Annotated in this window: 15 protein-coding genes; 7 read left to right on the plus strand and 8 right to left on the minus strand. The window is 73.5% G+C overall.

What is annotated here, in order from left to right; all coding sequences use genetic code 11:
• The 4 genes from C5508_RS16295 to C5508_RS16310 form a co-directional block, all read left to right on the plus strand.
• The coding region (locus tag C5508_RS16295) for a hypothetical protein (RefSeq protein WP_198598133.1) at positions 1–241 on the plus strand (241 nt) is incomplete at its 5' end.
• Between the two features lie 160 nt (positions 242–401).
• The gene (locus C5508_RS16300) at positions 402–860 is read left to right on the plus strand and encodes an ATP-binding protein (RefSeq protein WP_104526004.1); all 459 of its coding nucleotides are present in this window, start codon (positions 402–404) and stop codon (positions 858–860) included.
• A 57-nt stretch (positions 861–917) separates the two neighbouring features.
• Positions 918–2,471, plus strand: a complete 1,554-nt coding sequence (locus C5508_RS16305; RefSeq protein WP_104525994.1) for an aldehyde dehydrogenase family protein — start codon at positions 918–920, stop codon at positions 2,469–2,471.
• Complete coding sequence (locus C5508_RS16310; RefSeq protein WP_232797209.1) at positions 2,468–4,084, plus strand: GMC family oxidoreductase; 1,617 nt, start codon at positions 2,468–2,470, stop codon at positions 4,082–4,084. The genes C5508_RS16305 and C5508_RS16310 overlap by 4 nt, the downstream gene beginning before the upstream one ends.
• Positions 4,085–4,136: 52 nt before the next feature.
• Here the strand turns inward: C5508_RS16310 and C5508_RS16315 are convergent, their stop codons facing one another.
• Complete coding sequence (locus C5508_RS16315; protein WP_104525995.1) at positions 4,137–5,456, minus strand: MFS transporter; 1,320 nt, start codon at positions 5,454–5,456, stop codon at positions 4,137–4,139.
• Between the two features lie 401 nt (positions 5,457–5,857).
• Here C5508_RS16315 and C5508_RS16320 point away from each other — a divergent pair, with 401 nt between their 5' ends.
• Positions 5,858–7,465, plus strand: a complete 1,608-nt coding sequence (locus C5508_RS16320; protein WP_232797210.1) for a DEAD/DEAH box helicase — start codon at positions 5,858–5,860, stop codon at positions 7,463–7,465.
• A gap of 93 nt (positions 7,466–7,558) precedes the next feature.
• Here C5508_RS16320 and C5508_RS16325 read toward each other — a convergent pair whose 3' ends face one another.
• The 6 genes from C5508_RS16325 to C5508_RS16350 form a co-directional block, all read right to left on the minus strand.
• A complete protein-coding gene (locus C5508_RS16325; protein WP_104525996.1) occupies positions 7,559–8,566 on the minus strand; it encodes a sugar phosphate isomerase/epimerase family protein in 1,008 nt (335 codons plus the stop codon).
• A gap of 55 nt (positions 8,567–8,621) precedes the next feature.
• A complete protein-coding gene (locus tag C5508_RS16330; protein WP_104525997.1) occupies positions 8,622–9,797 on the minus strand; it encodes a Gfo/Idh/MocA family protein in 1,176 nt (391 codons plus the stop codon).
• A 69-nt stretch (positions 9,798–9,866) separates the two neighbouring features.
• Positions 9,867–10,922 (minus strand): substrate-binding domain-containing protein, encoded by a 1,056-nt coding sequence (locus tag C5508_RS16335; protein WP_104525998.1) that lies wholly within the window; start codon positions 10,920–10,922, stop codon positions 9,867–9,869.
• Between the two features lie 129 nt (positions 10,923–11,051).
• Positions 11,052–12,248, minus strand: coding sequence for an ABC transporter permease (locus C5508_RS16340; RefSeq protein WP_104525999.1), 1,197 nt, complete (start codon positions 12,246–12,248; stop codon positions 11,052–11,054).
• Positions 12,245–13,819: a sugar ABC transporter ATP-binding protein gene (locus C5508_RS16345; protein ID WP_232797211.1), complete on the minus strand. Its 1,575-nt coding sequence runs from the start codon at positions 13,817–13,819 to the stop codon at positions 12,245–12,247. Before C5508_RS16345 ends, C5508_RS16340 begins: the two co-directional genes overlap by 4 nt.
• Before the next feature lie 224 nt (positions 13,820–14,043).
• Positions 14,044–15,207: an ROK family protein gene (locus C5508_RS16350; protein WP_104526000.1), complete on the minus strand. Its 1,164-nt coding sequence runs from the start codon at positions 15,205–15,207 to the stop codon at positions 14,044–14,046.
• A 152-nt stretch (positions 15,208–15,359) separates the two neighbouring features.
• On the opposite strand from C5508_RS16350, the gene C5508_RS16355 reads away from it, so the two are divergent.
• The gene (locus C5508_RS16355; RefSeq protein ID WP_104526001.1) at positions 15,360–15,863 is read left to right on the plus strand and encodes a hypothetical protein; all 504 of its coding nucleotides are present in this window, start codon (positions 15,360–15,362) and stop codon (positions 15,861–15,863) included.
• Here the strand turns inward: C5508_RS16355 and C5508_RS16360 are convergent.
• Entirely contained in the window at positions 15,853–16,164 is a 312-nt protein-coding gene (locus tag C5508_RS16360) for a helix-turn-helix domain-containing protein (protein ID WP_104526002.1), read from the minus strand. The genes C5508_RS16355 and C5508_RS16360 overlap by 11 nt on opposite strands.
• 40 nt (positions 16,165–16,204) lie before the next feature.
• Here C5508_RS16360 and C5508_RS16365 point away from each other — a divergent pair.
• Positions 16,205–16,524: hypothetical protein (locus C5508_RS16365; RefSeq protein ID WP_104526003.1), on the plus strand; the 320-nt coding region annotated here is incomplete at its 3' end.

Genomic DNA, 16,524 nt, shown 5'->3' on the forward strand with positions numbered 1-16,524 from the left:
GCTGCTGCGCGCCCAGCTGCCGGGCACGGCCGGCGTCCGCTGGCTGCACTCCGAGAACCTCCCGCCCACCACCCGCCCGACGGCGCTGACCGCCGACCAGTGGGTCTCGCTGTTCGCCGGCTGGGCGGCGGTGGCTCCCCCACCGGGCTCCGGCGGGCCGGGCGGCCGCACGAATGGCAGGCGTCCGGCGACGCACGGTCACGCACCCGGCGCGGCCGCCATCCCCCGCTGGGGTCAGTAGAAGGACCCCCCGTGCCCCCCACCGCTCGCAGGCTCGCGGCGGGGCCCTGCACGCGGGCCGCCCGGCCAGTCACGTGGCACTCCGTCGGGTGAGACGAGGGTTCGGGTCGCCGTCGAACGGGCATCCGGTGCGCCAGGAGACCGGGACCCAGGAGCCGGCGATGGAGAGGCGGGTGGCGGTGGCGCTGTGGCAGTCCGCGCGCCCGCCGCACGCGTTCACCGAGGTCTGGTGCCAGGAGCTGGGCGGGCTGGGTGAACTCGCGGCGCTGCGCGCCCGGCTGCGGGCCTCCATGACGGGGACGCCGACCGTGCAGGACCCGGAGCGGGACCACTGGTCCGAGCAGCTGGTGCTCATCGCCGACGAACTCACTTCCAACGCCCTCCGCCATGGCGGCGCGCCCGTCGCGGCGGTCCTCGCCCGGCGGGACGACCAGTGGCTGATCGCCGTCCGCGACGCCGCCGCCGAGGTGCCGCCCAGCCCCGCGCAGGGCCGCGACCCCGGCCTCGGCGGGTTCGGCCTCTACCTCGTCGCCGACCTCTCCACGGCGCACGGCTGGTACGCCGAACCGGGCGCGAAGACCGCCTGGGCCGTCGTCGACGGGAGCGATGGTCCGCACTGAGCCCGACCGGGCGACCCCCGCTGTGGTGCCTGTGTCCCGCGGGTAACGTGCATTCCCATGTCGCTCGCCGAGCAGTTGGACGCCGTCGACGCCGGTACCGCGGGCACCGTCGACCGCCACAGCACCACCGAGACCTTCGAGTCGACCGCCCCCGCCAGCGGCGCGGTGGTCGGCGTCTTCCCCGTGCACGACGCCGCCGCGGTCGAGGAGACCGTCGGGCGGGCGCGCACCGCCGCCGAGCAGTGGGCCGCGCTCGGCTGGGACGGGCGCAAGCTGCGCCTCTCGGCCTACCGCGGCTACCTCGCCCGGCGCATGCACGAGCTGGCCGACCTCGTGTACCGCGAGAACGGCAAGCCGCACGCCGACGCGATCCTCGAGATCACCCTCGCCGTCGACCACCTCGCCTGGGCCGCCGGCCACGCACGCAAGGCGCTCGGCCCGCGCAAGGTCCCCACCGGTCTGCTGGCCGCGAACCACACCGCCTACCTGGAGTACCAGCCGCTGGGCGTCGTCGGCGTGATCGGCCCGTGGAACTACCCGGTGTTCACGCCGATGGGCTCGATCGCCTACGCCCTGGCCGCGGGGAACGCCGTCGTCTTCAAGCCCTCGGAGTTCACCCCCGCCGTCGGCGCCTGGCTGGCCGCCGCCTGGCGTGCCGCGGTGCCCGACTGCCCCGACGCCTTCCAGCTGGTCACCGGCTTCGGTGAGACCGGCGCCGCCCTGTGCCGCGCCCGCGTCGGCAAGATCGCCTTCACCGGCTCGGCGACCACCGGCAAGAAGGTCATGGCCACCTGCGCCGAGACGCTCACCCCGGTGCTGATGGAGCTCGGCGGCAAGGACGCGATGATCGTCGACGACGACGCCGACGTGGTCGCCGCCGCCGACGCCGCCGTCTGGGGCTCGATGAGCAACGGCGGGCAGACGTGCATCGGGATCGAGCGGGTCTACGCCACCGACGCCGTCTACGACCGGTTCGTCACCGAGGTCACCAACCAGGTCCGCAACCTGCGCCCGGGGTCCGACGGCGAGGCGACCTACGGCCCGATGACCATGCCCTCGCAGATCGACGTCGTGAAGCGGCACGTGGCCGACGCCACCTCCGCCGGCGCCCGGGTGGTCACCGGCGGCACCGACGCCGACGCCTTCCCCGCCGAGGGCTACGTCGCCCCCACTGTGCTGCTCGACGTCCCCGAGGACTCCCTCGCCGTGCAGGAGGAGACCTTCGGCCCGACGCTGACGATCACCCGGGTCCGCGACGCCGAGGAGGCGCTCGAGCGGGCCAACGCGACCAGCTATGGGCTGGCCGGCGCCGTGTTCTCGAAGTCCCGGGCCAAGGCGATGGACCTCGCCCGCCGCATGCGCAGCGGCATGACGTCGGTGAACTCGGTGCTCACCTTCGCCTCCGTGCCGGCGCTGCCCTTCGGCGGGGTGGGCGACTCCGGTTTCGGCCGCATCCACGGCGAGGACGGGCTCAAGGAGTTCACCCGCGCCAAGGCGATCACCCGGCAGAACTACGCGCTGCCGGTGAACCTGATGAGCTTCGGCCGGCCGACGTCGGCCGCCGATGCCCTCGCCCGCGTCATGGGCATGCTGCACGGACGGCACAGGTGAACGGCGTGCAGGACGAGTACGACGTCGTCGTCGTCGGTGCCGGCTCGGCCGGCAGCGCGCTGGCCGGCCGGCTCTCGGAGGACCCGTCGCTGCGGGTGCTCGTGCTCGAGGCCGGTGGCGCCGACAAGCCGCTCGAGGTGCAGATCCCCGCGGGTCTGTACAAGGTCTGGCGCACCCGGCACGACTGGAACTACACGACCGACGCCCAAGCCGGCCTCGGTGGGCGGAAGCTCTTCTGGCCGCGCGGCAAGCTGCTGGGCGGCTCCTCGTCGATCAACGCGATGATCTACATCCGCGGCGCCCGCGCCGACTACGACGAGTGGGCCGAGCTCACCGGTGACCCGTCCTGGTCCTACGACTCCGTGCTGCCGCTGTTCAAGCGGATGGAGGACAACTCCCGCGGCGCGGACGAGTGGCACGGCGTGGGCGGCCCGCTGCGGGTCGAGGACCTGCGGTCCCCGCACCCCTGGACCACGGCGGTCGTCGAGTCCGCCGTCGCCAGCGGCTACCGGCGCAACGACGACTTCAACGGCGCCGCGCAGGAGGGCGTCGGCCAGTACCAGGTGACGCAGAAGCGGGGCCGCCGCTGGTCGGCCGCCGACGCCTACCTGCACCCGGCCGCGGGCCGGCCGAACCTCACCGTGCGGACCGGGGCACTCACCACCCGGGTGCTGGTCGAGGACGGCCGGGCGACCGGCGTCGAGTACCGCTGCGGCGGGAAGCTGCACACCGTGCGCGCCACCCGCGAGGTGGTGCTGTCCGGCGGTGCGGTCAACTCCCCGCAGCTGCTCATGCTCTCGGGCATCGGCCCGGCCGACCACCTGCGCGAGGTCGGTGTCGACGTCGTCCACGACCTGCCCGGCGTCGGCGGCGGCCTGCAGGACCACCCGCTGGTCCCGGTGGTCTGGAACGTCCGGTCCGGCAAGTCCCTGCGCCTGGCCGAGACGCCGCTGAACATGGCGATGTGGAAGGCAGCCGGTCGCGGGCCGCTCACCTCCAACCTCGCCGAGGCCGGCCTGTTCACCCGGTCGGCCCCGGAGGTGACCGAGCCGGACCTGCAGATGCACTTCCTGCCGGTGAAGTTCTGGAAGCAGGCGGAGATCGACCCGGACGCCGAGGCCTTCACCGCCGCCGTCGTGCTGGTGCGCGTGCACTCGCGCGGCTCGGTGCGGCTGCGCTCGGCCGACCCGACGTGGGCACCGGCCATCGATGCCGGCTACCTGACCGACGAGCGCGACCTCGACGCGCTCGTCTCCGGCGTCGAGCAGGCCCGGCAGATCGGCACCGCGGCTCCGCTGTCGTCCGTGCTGGCCGACGAGTGGTCCCCGGGTGACGCCGTGCACGGCCGCGAGGCGCTGCGGGACACGGTGCGGGACACCCTCGAGTCGCTGTACCACCCGGTGTCGTCGTGCCGGATGGGCACCGACGACCAGGCCGTCGTCGACTCGCAGATGCGGGTGCACGGCATCGAGGGCCTGCGGGTCGTCGACGCCTCGGTGATGCCGACGCTGGTGCGCGGCAACACCAACGCCCCGACGATCATGCTCGCCGAGCGTGCCGCCGACCTGATCCTGGGCCGCACCCCCGCAGCAGCCCTGGCCACCGCTCCGTAGCCGGCCCCGCTGCAGGGGGCCGCCGCGAGCCTGCGAGCGGTGGGGGGATCCGTCAGCCGTGGGCCTGGTCGGCGGCGGCCACGACCCGGTCCGTCGGCAGGCCGGTCGACGGCGTCGCCGGCCGGTTGCGGCGGATCGAGATCGACATGGCCGCGGCGGCCACGCAGAGCCCGCCGGCCAGGTACCAGGCCAGGTCGTAGGAGCCGGTGACGTCGCGGATGACTCCTCCACCGAAGGCGGCGAACGCCGAGCCGAGCTGGTGGGCGGCGAACACCCAGCCGAACACCACCGGGGCACGGGCACCGAAGTGCTCCCGGCACAGCGCCAGGGTGGGCGGCACCGTGGCCACCCAGTCCAGGCCGTAGAAGACGATGAACGCGATCATGCTGACGTGCAGGTCGGGCCCGAACAGGGGCGGCAGCAGGAACAGCGAGAACCCGCGCAGCCCGTAGTAGGCCAGCAGCAGCATCCGCGGGTCCACGCGGTCGGTCAGCCAGCCCGACAGCACCGTGCCGGCGATGTCGAAGATCCCGACGACGGCGAGCAGCCCGGCCGCGGTGGTCACCGGCATGCCGTGGTCGTGCGCGGCCGGGATGAAGTGCGGCTGCACCAGGCCGTTGGTCGACAGCCCGCAGATGAAGAAGCCGCCGGCCAGCAGCCAGAACGGACGACGCCGCGCCGCCTCGGCCAGCCCGCGCAGCGCCGTGCGCGCGGCGCCGGCCCGAACCGGCTGCACGTCGTCCGCGGCGGTGCCGCCGTACGGGACGACCCCGAGGTCGCGCGGCCGGTCCCGCAGCAGCCAGGCCACCAGCGGGACGACGGCCAGCGCGGCCACCGTGGTGCCCAGCGAGGCCGACCGCCAGCCCCAGACCTGGTCCGCCCACGCCACCAGCGGGAGGAAGACCAGCTGCCCGGTCGCGCCGCCCGCGGTGAGGACGCCGGAGACGAGCCCACGCCGGGCCACGAACCAGCGGCCGGTGACCGTGGCGACCAGCGACAGCGCCATCGACCCGGTGCCCAGCCCGACGAGCACTCCCCAGAGCATCACCAGCTGCCAGCTCGCCGTCATGAAGACGGTCAGCCCGCTGCCCAGGGCGGTGAGCAGCAGGGCCGAGATCACCACCCGCCGGATGCCGAAGCTCTCCATCAGCGCGGCCGCGAACGGGGCGGTCAGGCCGTAGAGCGCCATGTTGACCGCGACCGCGGCCGAGATGGTCGACACCGACCAGCCGAACTCCTCGCGCAGCGGGTCGATGAGGACTCCCGGGACGGCGCGGAAGGCGGCCGCACCGACGAGGGCCAGGAAGGTCACCGCGGCGACCCACCACGCGGGGTGGATCCGGCGGCTCGGCGGGGAGGCGAGAGCGGTCACGGCGGGAACCCTGCCCTGTCACCGAGTGCGGGGACGAGTGGCCCGGCGGCCGACATCCGCAAGCATCCGGCCGCGCGCCGCCACCTGTGCGCCTCGATCGGGCTCGCGCCGCTCGCCTCCCGCCACCTTCCGCGGGCCCGCGACTCACCCGATGTGACCTGTCCCTCCCCCGTGATCGGGCCGCAATCGCCTCGGGTCTGGTTGAGTGGGTCCTACCGGCGCCGCCCTCGCTCATCCGGAGCGGCAGGAATCGACGTCGGGCCCAGGCTGCGCCACCTTGGCGCGCCAGGCTGACCGACGTCTCGCCGACGATGCGAGCCCGCCCTGCGCGTGCGCAGGTGCGCCGGCGCTCGTGCTCGCCGAGGTGCTCGTGCGGCCGCCTCGAGCGTCGAAGGACTCCATTGACCTCCCCCAGCAACTCCTCCGCCACCTCCTCCGAGAGCGGCGCCCGTCGCCGTCGCGGCGGCCGCGGCCGGGGCTCCCGCCCCGCCGGCGAGCAGCAGAACCAGCAGCAGGACCGCCCGGCGCCGGCCGCCGTGCCGGCCCCCGTGGTGGTGCCGGTCGGCGCCGACGCCACGGTGCTCCCCACGGACACCACCTTCGCCGCCCTCGGCGTCCCCGCCCCGCTGGTCGAGGTGCTCACCGGCAGCGGCATCACCGCGCCGTTCCCGATCCAGGTGGCCACGCTGCCCGACAGCCTCGGCGGCCGTGACGTGCTCGGCCGCGGCCGCACGGGCTCGGGCAAGACCCTGGCCTTCTCCATCCCGCTGGTCGCCCGGCTCGCGGCGTCGGACAGCCGGCGGCAGGCCAAGCGGCCCCGCTCGCTGATCCTGGTCCCGACCCGCGAGCTGGCCAACCAGGTCGCCGCCGTCGTCGACCCGATGGCCCGCGCCCTGGGCATGTCGACGACGACGATCTTCGGCGGCGTCGGCCAGAACCCGCAGGTGCAGGCGCTGGCCAAGGGCGTCGACGTCGTCATCGCCTGCCCGGGCCGCCTCGAGGACCTGATCCAGCAGGGTCACTGCGACCTCGGCGCCATCGAGATCACTATCCTCGACGAGGCCGACCACATGGCCGACCTGGGCTTCCTGCCCGGCGTCAAGCGGATCATGGACCGGACGCCGAAGACCGGCCAGCGGCTGCTCTTCTCGGCCACCCTGGACAACGGCGTCGACGTGCTGGTCAAGCGCTACCTGTCCAACCCGATCACGCACTCGGTCGACCCGGCCGTCGCCCCGGTGAGCACCATGACCCACCACGTGTTCCGGGTCGACGCCGCCGACAAGCCGCGGATCGTCCAGGAGCTGGCGTCCGGTGAGGGCCGCAGCGTGCTGTTCACCCGCACCAAGCACCAGGCCAAGAAGCTGGCCAAGCAGCTCACCGCCGCCGGTGTGCCCGCCGTCGACCTGCACGGCAACCTCAGCCAGAACGCCCGCGAGCGCAACCTCGAGGCGTTCACCAGCGGCACCAGCCGGGTCCTCTGCGCCACCGACATCGCCGCGCGCGGCATCCACGTCGACGACGTCGCGCTCGTCGTGCACGTCGACCCGCCGGCCGAGCACAAGGCCTACCTGCACCGTTCGGGTCGCACCGCCCGCGCCGGGGCCGAGGGCGCCGTCGTCACCATCGCGACGCCCGACCAGGCCGGCGAGGTGCGCACGCTGGCACGCCAGGCCGGCATCACGCCCGAGGTGACGGCGATCAAGCCCGGCGCCCGCGAGATCACCGCGCTGACCGGACCGGCCGCTCCCTACGTGGAGCCCGCGCCGGTGGTCGAGGTCCCGCAGCAGCAGGGCAACGGCGGCGGACGTCGTCGCAGCGGTGGCGGCTCCGGCCGCGGCGCCTCGGCGAACGCGAGCTCGTCGAAGTCGGCGTCCTCGTCCGGTGGCGCCCGTGGCGGCTCGGCCCGGGCCTCCGGTCCCGCGCGCACCCGCGCCGAGCTGGCCGCCCGCGCCGGTAGCAGCTCGGCGGCGTCGTTCAGCGCCCGCTCGCGCCGCGGCGGTCGCTGACCTCCCAGCTCACCATGAGGGGTCCTGGCTCACCGTCGACAGTGAGCCAGGACCCTTTGTGATCAGGAGACCTGATCATCATCAGCGCGGGACTCAGTTGCCGCTGGCGAAGGCGGCATCGAACGCCGCGGCCGGCGGGTCGAACGCCAGTCGGCGCACGAACTCCAGCGCCTCCGGCGCACCCACGAGCCGGTCCATGCCGGCGTCCTCCCACTCCACCGAGATCGGCCCGTCGTAGCCGATGGTGTTGAGCATCCGGAAGCACGCCTCCCACGGGACGTCGCCGTGGCCGGTGGACACGAAGTCCCAGCCGCGGCGCGGGTCGGCCCAGGGCAGGTGCGAGCCCATCCGGCCGTTGCGCCCGTTGCCGACCTGCTTCTTCGCGTCCTTGCAGTCGACGTGGTAGATCCGGTCCTTGAAGTCCCAGATGAAGCTGACCGGGTCGAGGTCCTGCCACACGAAGTGCGACGGGTCCCAGTTCAGGCCGAACGCCTCGCGGTGCCCGATCGCCTCCATCGTGCGGACCGTCGTCCAGTAGTCGTAGGCGATCTCCGACGGGTGCACCTCGTGGGCGAACCGCACGCCCACCTCGTCGAAGACGTCGAGGATCGGGTTCCAGCGGTCGGCGAAGTCGCGGTAGCCGTCCTCGATCATCGACTCGGGCACCGGCGGGAACATCGCCACGGTCTTCCAGATCTTGCTCCCGGTGAAGCCGACGACGGTCTTCACCCCGAGCTCGGCCGCCGCCCGGGCGGTCAGCTTCATCTCCTCCGCGGCCCGCTGCCGGACGCCCTCGGGGTCGCCGTCGCCCCAGACGCGGGGGTGCACCATCCCGCGGTGCCGCTCGTCGATCGGATCGTCGCAGACGGCCTGGCCGTTGAGGTGGTTGGAGATCGCGAACACCTGCAGGTCGTACCGCTTCAGCAGGTCGAGCTTCTCCTGGACGTAGGAGTCGTCGTTCGCGGCGCGCTCGACGTCGAGGTGGTCGCCCCAGCAGGCGATCTCCAGGCCGTCGTAGCCCCATCCGGAGGCCAGCCGGCACATCTCCTCGAACGGCAGGTCGGCCCACTGGCCGGTGAACAGGGTGACGGGACGGGGCATCGGTCGTCTCCTCGGAAGAGGGGGACTTTCGGTACCGAAAGTCCCGGGGGGTCGGCTAGATCCGGGTGAAGGCGGAGTCGGCGGCGGCGCTGCGCTCGACGGCGTCGAGCACCCGCTGCACCTGCAGGCCGTCGGCGAAGGACGGCGTCGGGTCCTCCCCGTTGGCGATGGCGGTCACCAGGTCCACGACCTGGTGGGTGAAGCCGTGCTCGTAGCCCAGCCCGTGCCCGGCCGGCCACCAGTTGCCGACGTAGGGGTGGCCGGGCTCGGTGACGACGATCCGCCGGAAGCCCGCGCGCTCGGCGGGGTCATCGCCGTCGAAGAAGTGCAGGACGTTCATGTCCTCGAAGTCGAACGCGAGGCTGCCGCCGGACCCGTTGATCTCGATCCGGATGGCGTTCTTGCGGCCGAGGGCGAAGCGGGTGGCCTCGAAGGTGCCGAGCGCCCCGTCCGAGAAGCGGGCGGTGAAGACGGCGGCGTCGTCCACGGTGACAGTGCCGGTTCCCGCTCCCCCGACCCCGGACAGCGAGCCGGCCGAGGCGGGCAGCGGACGCTCCTTGACGAAGGTCTCCAGCATCGCGCTGACGCCGGTGAGCGACTGGCCGGTGATGTGCTGCGTCAGGTCGACGATGTGCGCGCCGATGTCGCCGAGCGCCCCCGAGCCGGCCTTCTGCTTGTCCAGCCGCCACGACATCGGCTCGGCCGGGTCGGCGATCCAGTCCTGCAGGTACTGCGCCCGCACGTGCCGGATCGTGCCGAGCCGCCCCTCCGCGACCAGCTGCCGGGCCAGCCCGATGGCCGGCACCCGGCGGTAGGTGAAGCCCACCATCGACCGGACGCCGTTGCGCGCGGCGCGGGCGGCGGCCTCGGCCATCGCCTCGGCTTGAGCGACGGTGTTGGCGAGCGGCTTCTCGCAGAGGACGTGCTTGCCGGCCTCGAGCGCGGCGATCGCGATCTCGGCGTGGGTGTCGCCGGGGGTGCAGACGTCGACCAGGTCGACGTCGTCGCGCTCGAGCACGCGGCGCCAGTCGGTCTCGGCGTCGGACCAGCCGAGGCGACCGGCGGCGTCGGCGACCGCGGTCTGGTTCCGGCCGGCCAGCACGGCCAGCCGCGGCTCGAGCGGCAGGTCGAAGAAGCGGGGGGCGGTGCGCCACGCGTGGGAGTGCGCCGCCCCCATGAACGCGTAGCCGATGAGGCCCACGCCGAGGGGCGGACGTCCGGGGGATGTCATGGGGACTCCAAGGGGAGGCCCGGAGCCGCCGGGCGGCGGAAGTGCCGCCCGGCGGCCCCGGTCAGCGGATCAGGACTCGAACGCCGTGTCGATGTAGTCCTCGACGTTCTCGGCGGTGACCACGGGGGCGTTCAGGACGATCTGCCGCGGCACCTCGTGGGAGACGACGTCGGACAGGCTCTTGTCCTGGGCGACGAGGCGGGCCAGGGCGATGCCGTCGGCGGCCTGGGTGGCCGGGTAGATGACCGTCGCCTGGAGGACCGAGTCGCCGGACTGGATCTCGCGCATGGCGTTGGCCGAGCCGGCGCCGCCGACCATGAAGAACTCGTCGCGGCCGGCGCTGTTGATGGCCGCGAGGACGCCGACACCCTGGTCGTCGTCGTGGTTCCAGATGGCGTCGATCTGGGGAGCGGCCTGGAGCAAGTTCGCCGCGGCCTCCTCGCCGGACTCGACGGTGAACTCCGCCGCGACGCGGTTGTCGACGTCCAGGCCGCAGTCGGCCAGCGCGTCGGCGAAGCCCTGGCTGCGGTCCTGGGTCAGCGGCAGCGAGTCGATGCCGGCGATCTCGGCCACGACGGCGTCGGGCTGGTCGCCGAGCTGCTCGCAGATGTAGGTGCCGGCCGAGACGCCCATGCCGTAGTTGTCGCCGAGCACGGTGGCGCGGGCGGCGAACGGGCTGTTGAACTCGCGGTCGACGTTGATGACCGGGATGCCGGCCTCCATCGCCTGCAGCGCGACCGGGGTCAGCGCGTCACCGTCGAAGGGCAGCAGCACGATGGCGTCGACGCCGTCGTTGATGAAGGTCTCGACCTGGCTGATCTGGGTGCTGACGTCGTTGGTGCCCTCGGCGACGATGAGCTCGACGTCCTCGTAGTTCTCGGCCTCGGCGCGAGCGGCCTCGGTGATGCCGGCCATCCAGCCGTGGTCGGCGGCCGGCGCGGAGAAGCCGATGGTGACGGTCTCGCCGGCCTCGTCGTTGGCGCTGGCTGCGTTGCTGCCGCCGCCGCCACCCCCCTCGTTCTCGGGGGTGTTGCCGGTGCACGCGGTCAGGAGCACCCCGGCGCCGATCAGGGCCGCCGTGGTCGAAGCCAGGCGACGGTACGGGCGCTGCCTCGTTGCAGACATGTTCTCTCCTCGGTATCGCCTCCCTGGCTCCGTTCGGCCAGGTCGTTGGGTCGTGCGGGTGGGATGGGTGTGCGGTGGTGCCCCGGGGGCCGGAGCCCGTCGGGTGGTGCTGGTCGGGAGCGGTGGGGGTCAGGTCCCGGCCGGGTCGACACCGGCGCCGGGGCGCGAGCCACCGGGGCCGCCGTCGGTGCCGGTCCCACCGGAGACGGCCCCCGCGGGCGATCCCTGGACGACGGGTCCGCCGGTGGACGTGGGCCGGTCGGAGGACCGGCGGAAGCTGAAGCCTCCCGTCGCCAAGCGCTGCTGGAGCAGGACCGCGGCCACGATGATCACGCCGCGGGCCACCGCCTGGGCCGAACTGGACAGGTTGTTCAGCGTGAAGACGTTGCCCAGGGTCGTGAAGATCAGCACGCCCAGGACGGTGCCGACGATGGTGCCGCGGCCACCGATCAGGAGCGTGCCGCCGATGACCACCGCGGCGATCGCGTCGAGTTCGAGGAGCGTGCCGTGGGTGGAGCTGCCGGTCGTCGTCCGCGCCATGATCATGACGGCGGCGATACCGCAGGTGAGACCGGAGAGGACGTACAGCTTCACCGTGTGGCGCTGCACCCGGATACCGGCCAGCCGGGCGGCCTCGGCGTTGCCGCCGACGGCGAAGGTGCGCCGGCCGAACGTCGTCCGGTTGAGCAGCACCCAGCCGGCGGCGGCGACCAGCGCGAACATGATGACCAGCGTCGGGACGCCCAGGACGTCGCCGGAGAAGAAGTCGAGGAAGGCGCGGTCCTGCACGATCTGCGTCCGCCGGTTGGCGATGATCTCCGCCAGTCCACGGGCCGCGGCCAGCATCGCCAGGGTGGCGATGAAGGCGGCCAGCTTGCCGTAGGCGATCACCAGACCGTTGACCAGCCCGGCGACGCTGCCAACGACGAGCGCGGTGAGCACCATGACGATCCAGTGCACGTCCTCGGCCAGCTGCTGGGTGGCCAGCGTGGTCGCCCAGACCGACGAGAGCGCCACCAGCGCGCCGACCGACAGGTCGATGCCGCCGCCGATGATCACGAACGTCATGCCGACGCTGACCACGCCCACGACCGCGGCCAGCCGCAGGATGGTGAGGGCGTTGTCGATGTCGGCGAACCGGTCGCCGGCGGTGACCACCCCGACGAGGCAGAGGATCGCGAACGCCACGACCAAGCCGAGGTTGCGGCCGACCGGGCCAGCCATGAAGCCGCCCCCGCCCTTGCCCCCGGGCGCCGCGTCCGCGTCCACCGGGCCCGGCGTGCTGCTGCCCACTCCCCCGGTCGTCGCCGTCGTGCTTCCGCTCATGCCACGTCCCCTTCGGAGTGCGTTCCGCGGGGACCGGCGCCGGCTGCGTGCGTCGTCCCCTCCATGATCAGGTCGAGCACGCGGTGCTCGTCCAGCGCGTCGGCCGGCTGCTCGGTGACGACGGCGCCGTCGGCGATGACCAGCACCCGGTCGGCCAGGCCGAGCACCTCCGGGATCTCGCTGGAGACCACCACGACGGCGACCCCGCGGTCGGCCAGGGCCCGCACCAGCGCGTAGATCTCCGACCGGGCACCGACGTCGACGCCCCGGGTCGGCTCGTCGAGCAGCAGCACCTGGCAGTCGCGCAGCAGCCAGCGGGCCAGGACGACCTTCTGCTGGTTGCCGCCGGACAGCGTGCGCACCTCGCGGTCCACGTCCTGGGGGCGCACGTCCAGCGCCCGGACCTGCTCCTGGGCCGCCGCCCGCTCCGCGCCGCTGCTCAGGAAGCCGCCGCGGGCGAAGCGGGCCAGGCTGGAGATGCTGATGTTGCGGTACACCGAGTCACCGAGCAGCAGCGCCTGGCTCTTGCGCTCCTCGGGCGCGAGGCCCACGCCGGCCGCCACCGCACCGCCGACGTCGCCGGGCCGCAGCGTGCGGCCGCCGACCCGCACGGTGCCGGTGGTGGCCCGCCGGGCGCCGAAGACGGTCTCCAGGATCTCCGAGCGCCCGGAGCCGACGAGCCCGGCCAGCCCGACGATCTCGCCCGGCCGGACGGTGAAGGAGACGCCGAAGAAGCTGCCGCGCAGGGCGAGGTCCTCGACCTCCAGCAGCGGAGTGCCGGTGCGCTCCGGCGCCGTCCGCCGCTCCGGGAAGACGTACTCGATCGTCCGGCCGGTCATGAGGCTGATGACCTCGCGGGTCGGTGTCTCCCGGGCCGGCAGGCCGGTGGCCACCGTGCGGCCGTCCTTGAGGACGGTGATCCGGTCGCCGATCTGCCGGATCTCCTCGAGCCGGTGGGAGATGTAGACGACGGCGACGCCCTGGGTGGTGAGGTCGCGGACGACGTCGAAGAGCCGGCCGACCTCCTCGTTGTCGAGCACGGCCGAGGGCTCGTCCATGACGATCAGCCGGGCATCCTGGGACAGCGCCCGGGCCATGCTGACCATCTGCTGGGACGCCGCGGACAGCGACCCGACCTCGGCGGTCGGCCGGATCTCCGGGTGACCGAGGCGGCTCAGCAGCCCGGCCGCGGCCTTGTTGGCCGAGCCCATGCGGGCGAAGCCGAGGCGCGAGTGCTCGCGACCGAGGAAGACGTTGTCGGCGACGCTGAGCCCGGGGACGAGGTCGAGCTCCTGGTAGATCGTGGCGATGCCGAGGGACATGGCCGCCTGCGGGTTGCCCAGCGTGACCGGCGCCCCGAGCCAGGAGATGGTGCCGGCGTCGGGCTGGTGGGCGCCGGCCAGCACCTTGATCAGGGTGGACTTGCCCGCGCCGTTCTGGCCGAGCAGGCAGTGCACCTCGCCGGCACGGACGTCGAGGTCCACGCCGCCGAGCGCACGGACGCCGGGGAACGTCTTGACGATCCCGCGCATCTCCAGCAGCGGGCTCGTCGACCGCGATTCGTCCTGCACGCCACCACCCGGACTTTTGCTCAGTTTTGACTATTAGTCTGCTGAGGCGAGAACATATGTCCTGGCTCACACAGGGTCAAGGTCGTGCGCGGGGGTTACCGAACCTAGATGACGTAGCGGTCCTCCGGACCGCGCCGCGGCCACCGCCGTCCCCGGATACGTGGAGCCGCTGCGTCACCCCTGCGCGGACCCCTCCCGGGCCCATTCACCGCGGCGGAAAAGCTCTACCTGGCGAGGGACCGGACGGAGTCCTCGTCGAGGAACTCCTCGATGGCCATCAGCGCGGCGCCGACCCGGCCCGAGCGGTCGGGCGCGTCGCTCACGGTGATCTCCAGCGCCCGGGCGGCCAGCGGCATCGACCGGCCGTAGACGGCCTCGCGGATCCCCGCGAGCAGCGGCGCGCCGGCCTGGGCGACGCCGCCGGTCATGACGATGCGGTGCGGGTTGAAGAAGTTCACGAGCGCGGCGAGCACCGTGCCGATCGTCCGGCCGGCGTCCCGGACGAGCTCGAGGGCCGAGCCGTCCCCGCGGAGCGCGAGCTCGACGACGTCCCGGGTGGTCGCGACGGGCAGTCCCGCCGCCAGTGCGTCGCGGAGCAGCGCGCCGCCTCCGGCGATCGCCTCCAGGCAGTTCTCGTTGCCGCACCGGCACATCACCGTGCGGCCGTCCTCCGGGTGGACGTAGATGTGCCCGATGTCGCCGGCGCTGCCCTGGGCACCGCGGTACACCCGGCCCTCGACGATGACGCCGCAGCCGATGCCGGTGCCGACCTTGACGACGAGGAGGTCCTGCACCGACCCCTCGACGCCGATCTCCCCCAGCGCCATCACGTTCACGTCGTTGTCGACGTAGACGGGGCACTCGTACCGGGCGAACGCGCTGGGGATGGGGTGGTCGTGCCAGCCCGGCATGATCGGCGGGTGGGAGGGGCGGCCGGTCGAGAACTCCACCGGCCCGGGGACGCCGACGCCGACGGCGCACACGTCGTCGGGCGCGAGCCCCGCCTCGGCGAGCACCTGCTGCGCCAGCCGGTCCACCTCGGCGAGGACGGCGCCGGGCCCGTCCGCGATGTCGATCGGGTGCCCGACCGTGGCCAGGATCCCCGCGGACAGATCCGTGACCGCGACGTCGACGCTGGTGACCCCGAGGTCGACGGCGAGGATGCAGCCGGCACCGCTGTTGAAGCGCAGGATCGTGGGCGGCCGGCCGCCGGTGCTCCAGCCGCGGCCGCCCTCCTCGAGGAGGTTGGCCGCGATCAGCTGGTCGACCTTGGCGCTGACGGTGTTGCGCGAGGCGCCGGTGAGCGCCACCAGGTCCGCCCGGCTGCGGGCGCGACCGGTCCGCACGTGCCGGAGCAACGCGCCGGCCGAGGCAGAGGTGTGCGCCACGCGGTCATAGTGGCACGCCGCGCAGTCGCCCCGGGGTCGTCGCGGCGGACCTCCCACCTGCACGAGCGACGCGGTTGAGCGCCGGACGCATGGGCACTGACCGGGCGACCGTTCCGGTTGAACTCTGCACGACCGACACGAGCGAGGTACTCATGGGCCTGCCCATCACCCTGTCCGAGATCGCGCCCCGGATCTCCGCCGGCGCCTTCATCCTCAACAGCGGCCTCGGCAAGCGGGGCGCCGACTCGGAGACCGCCGCCGGCCTGCAGGGCTTCGCGAGCGGCACGTACCCCTTCCTCGGGAAGCTGCAGCCGCAGCAGTTCGCCTCCGGGCTGGCGGCCGCCGAGATCGCCGTCGGCGCGGCACTGCTCACCCCGTTCGTGCCCACGGCCGTCGCCGGCGCCGCACTGACCGCGTTCTCCGGCGGGCTGCTGGGTCTCTACCTGAAGACGCCGGGCATGCGGAAGGAGGGCAGCCTGGCCCCGACCGAGCAGGGCCTGTCCGTCGCCAAGGACGTCTGGCTGCTGGGCATCGGCGTCGGCCTCCTCGTGCGCGGCACGGTCGACCGCGAGCCCCGCCGGATCCGCAGGGCCGGCAAGGTGCTCGCCAAGGCCAACAAGCGGGCCGCGAAGGCCCGCGAGCGCCTCAGGGACTGACCGTCCCCGGGGGCTCGACCCCCGGCATGAGGACCGTGCTGACCAGCCGGCGCCGGCGCCCACCGCCGGGACGGTTGGCCAGGCGCGCCTGCAGCACCTGCCGGAGGTCGGCGGTGAGCTCGGCGAACTCCTCGTCACTGAGCCACATCGCCGCCTGCCCGTATCCCACGCCGTCGCGGACGAGGTCGACGTCCCCCCGGTCGACGTAGCGGTCGAAGTCGGCCAGCAGTGCGGCGACGAACGTGGTGAAGGCGCGGCGGTGGTCGTCGGTCGTCATGGTGGCCAGGTCGTCGGCCGACACACTCGCCGCCTCCGGCACCAACCGGTAACTGCGTTCGGTGGTGCCGCGGACCCTGCGTTCGCCCGCCACGCTGCGCGTCCACCTCGGACCCGGCGAGAAGCTCGCCGGCCTGCTGTTCCGCGACGTCGAGGTACCCCTCGACTCCATCCGCGAGGTCGAGGTGCTCCCTGACGGCCTGCGGGCCCCCCGCGGCATCCGGACCCCCGGACTCGCCCTGCCGGGACGGCGCAGGATCGGGACCTGGCGCCGGTCCGGCCAGCGCACGATGGTCAGCGTCCGCCGCGGGCAGCCCGCGGTCCGGGTGCGGCTCGACGGCCAGCGCTTCGACACCCCTGTCTTTTATACACATTTCCCAGCCCC

The sequence above is a fragment of the Blastococcus atacamensis genome (assembly GCF_002938425.1).
Lineage (GTDB): Bacteria > Actinomycetota > Actinomycetes > Mycobacteriales > Geodermatophilaceae > Blastococcus > Blastococcus atacamensis.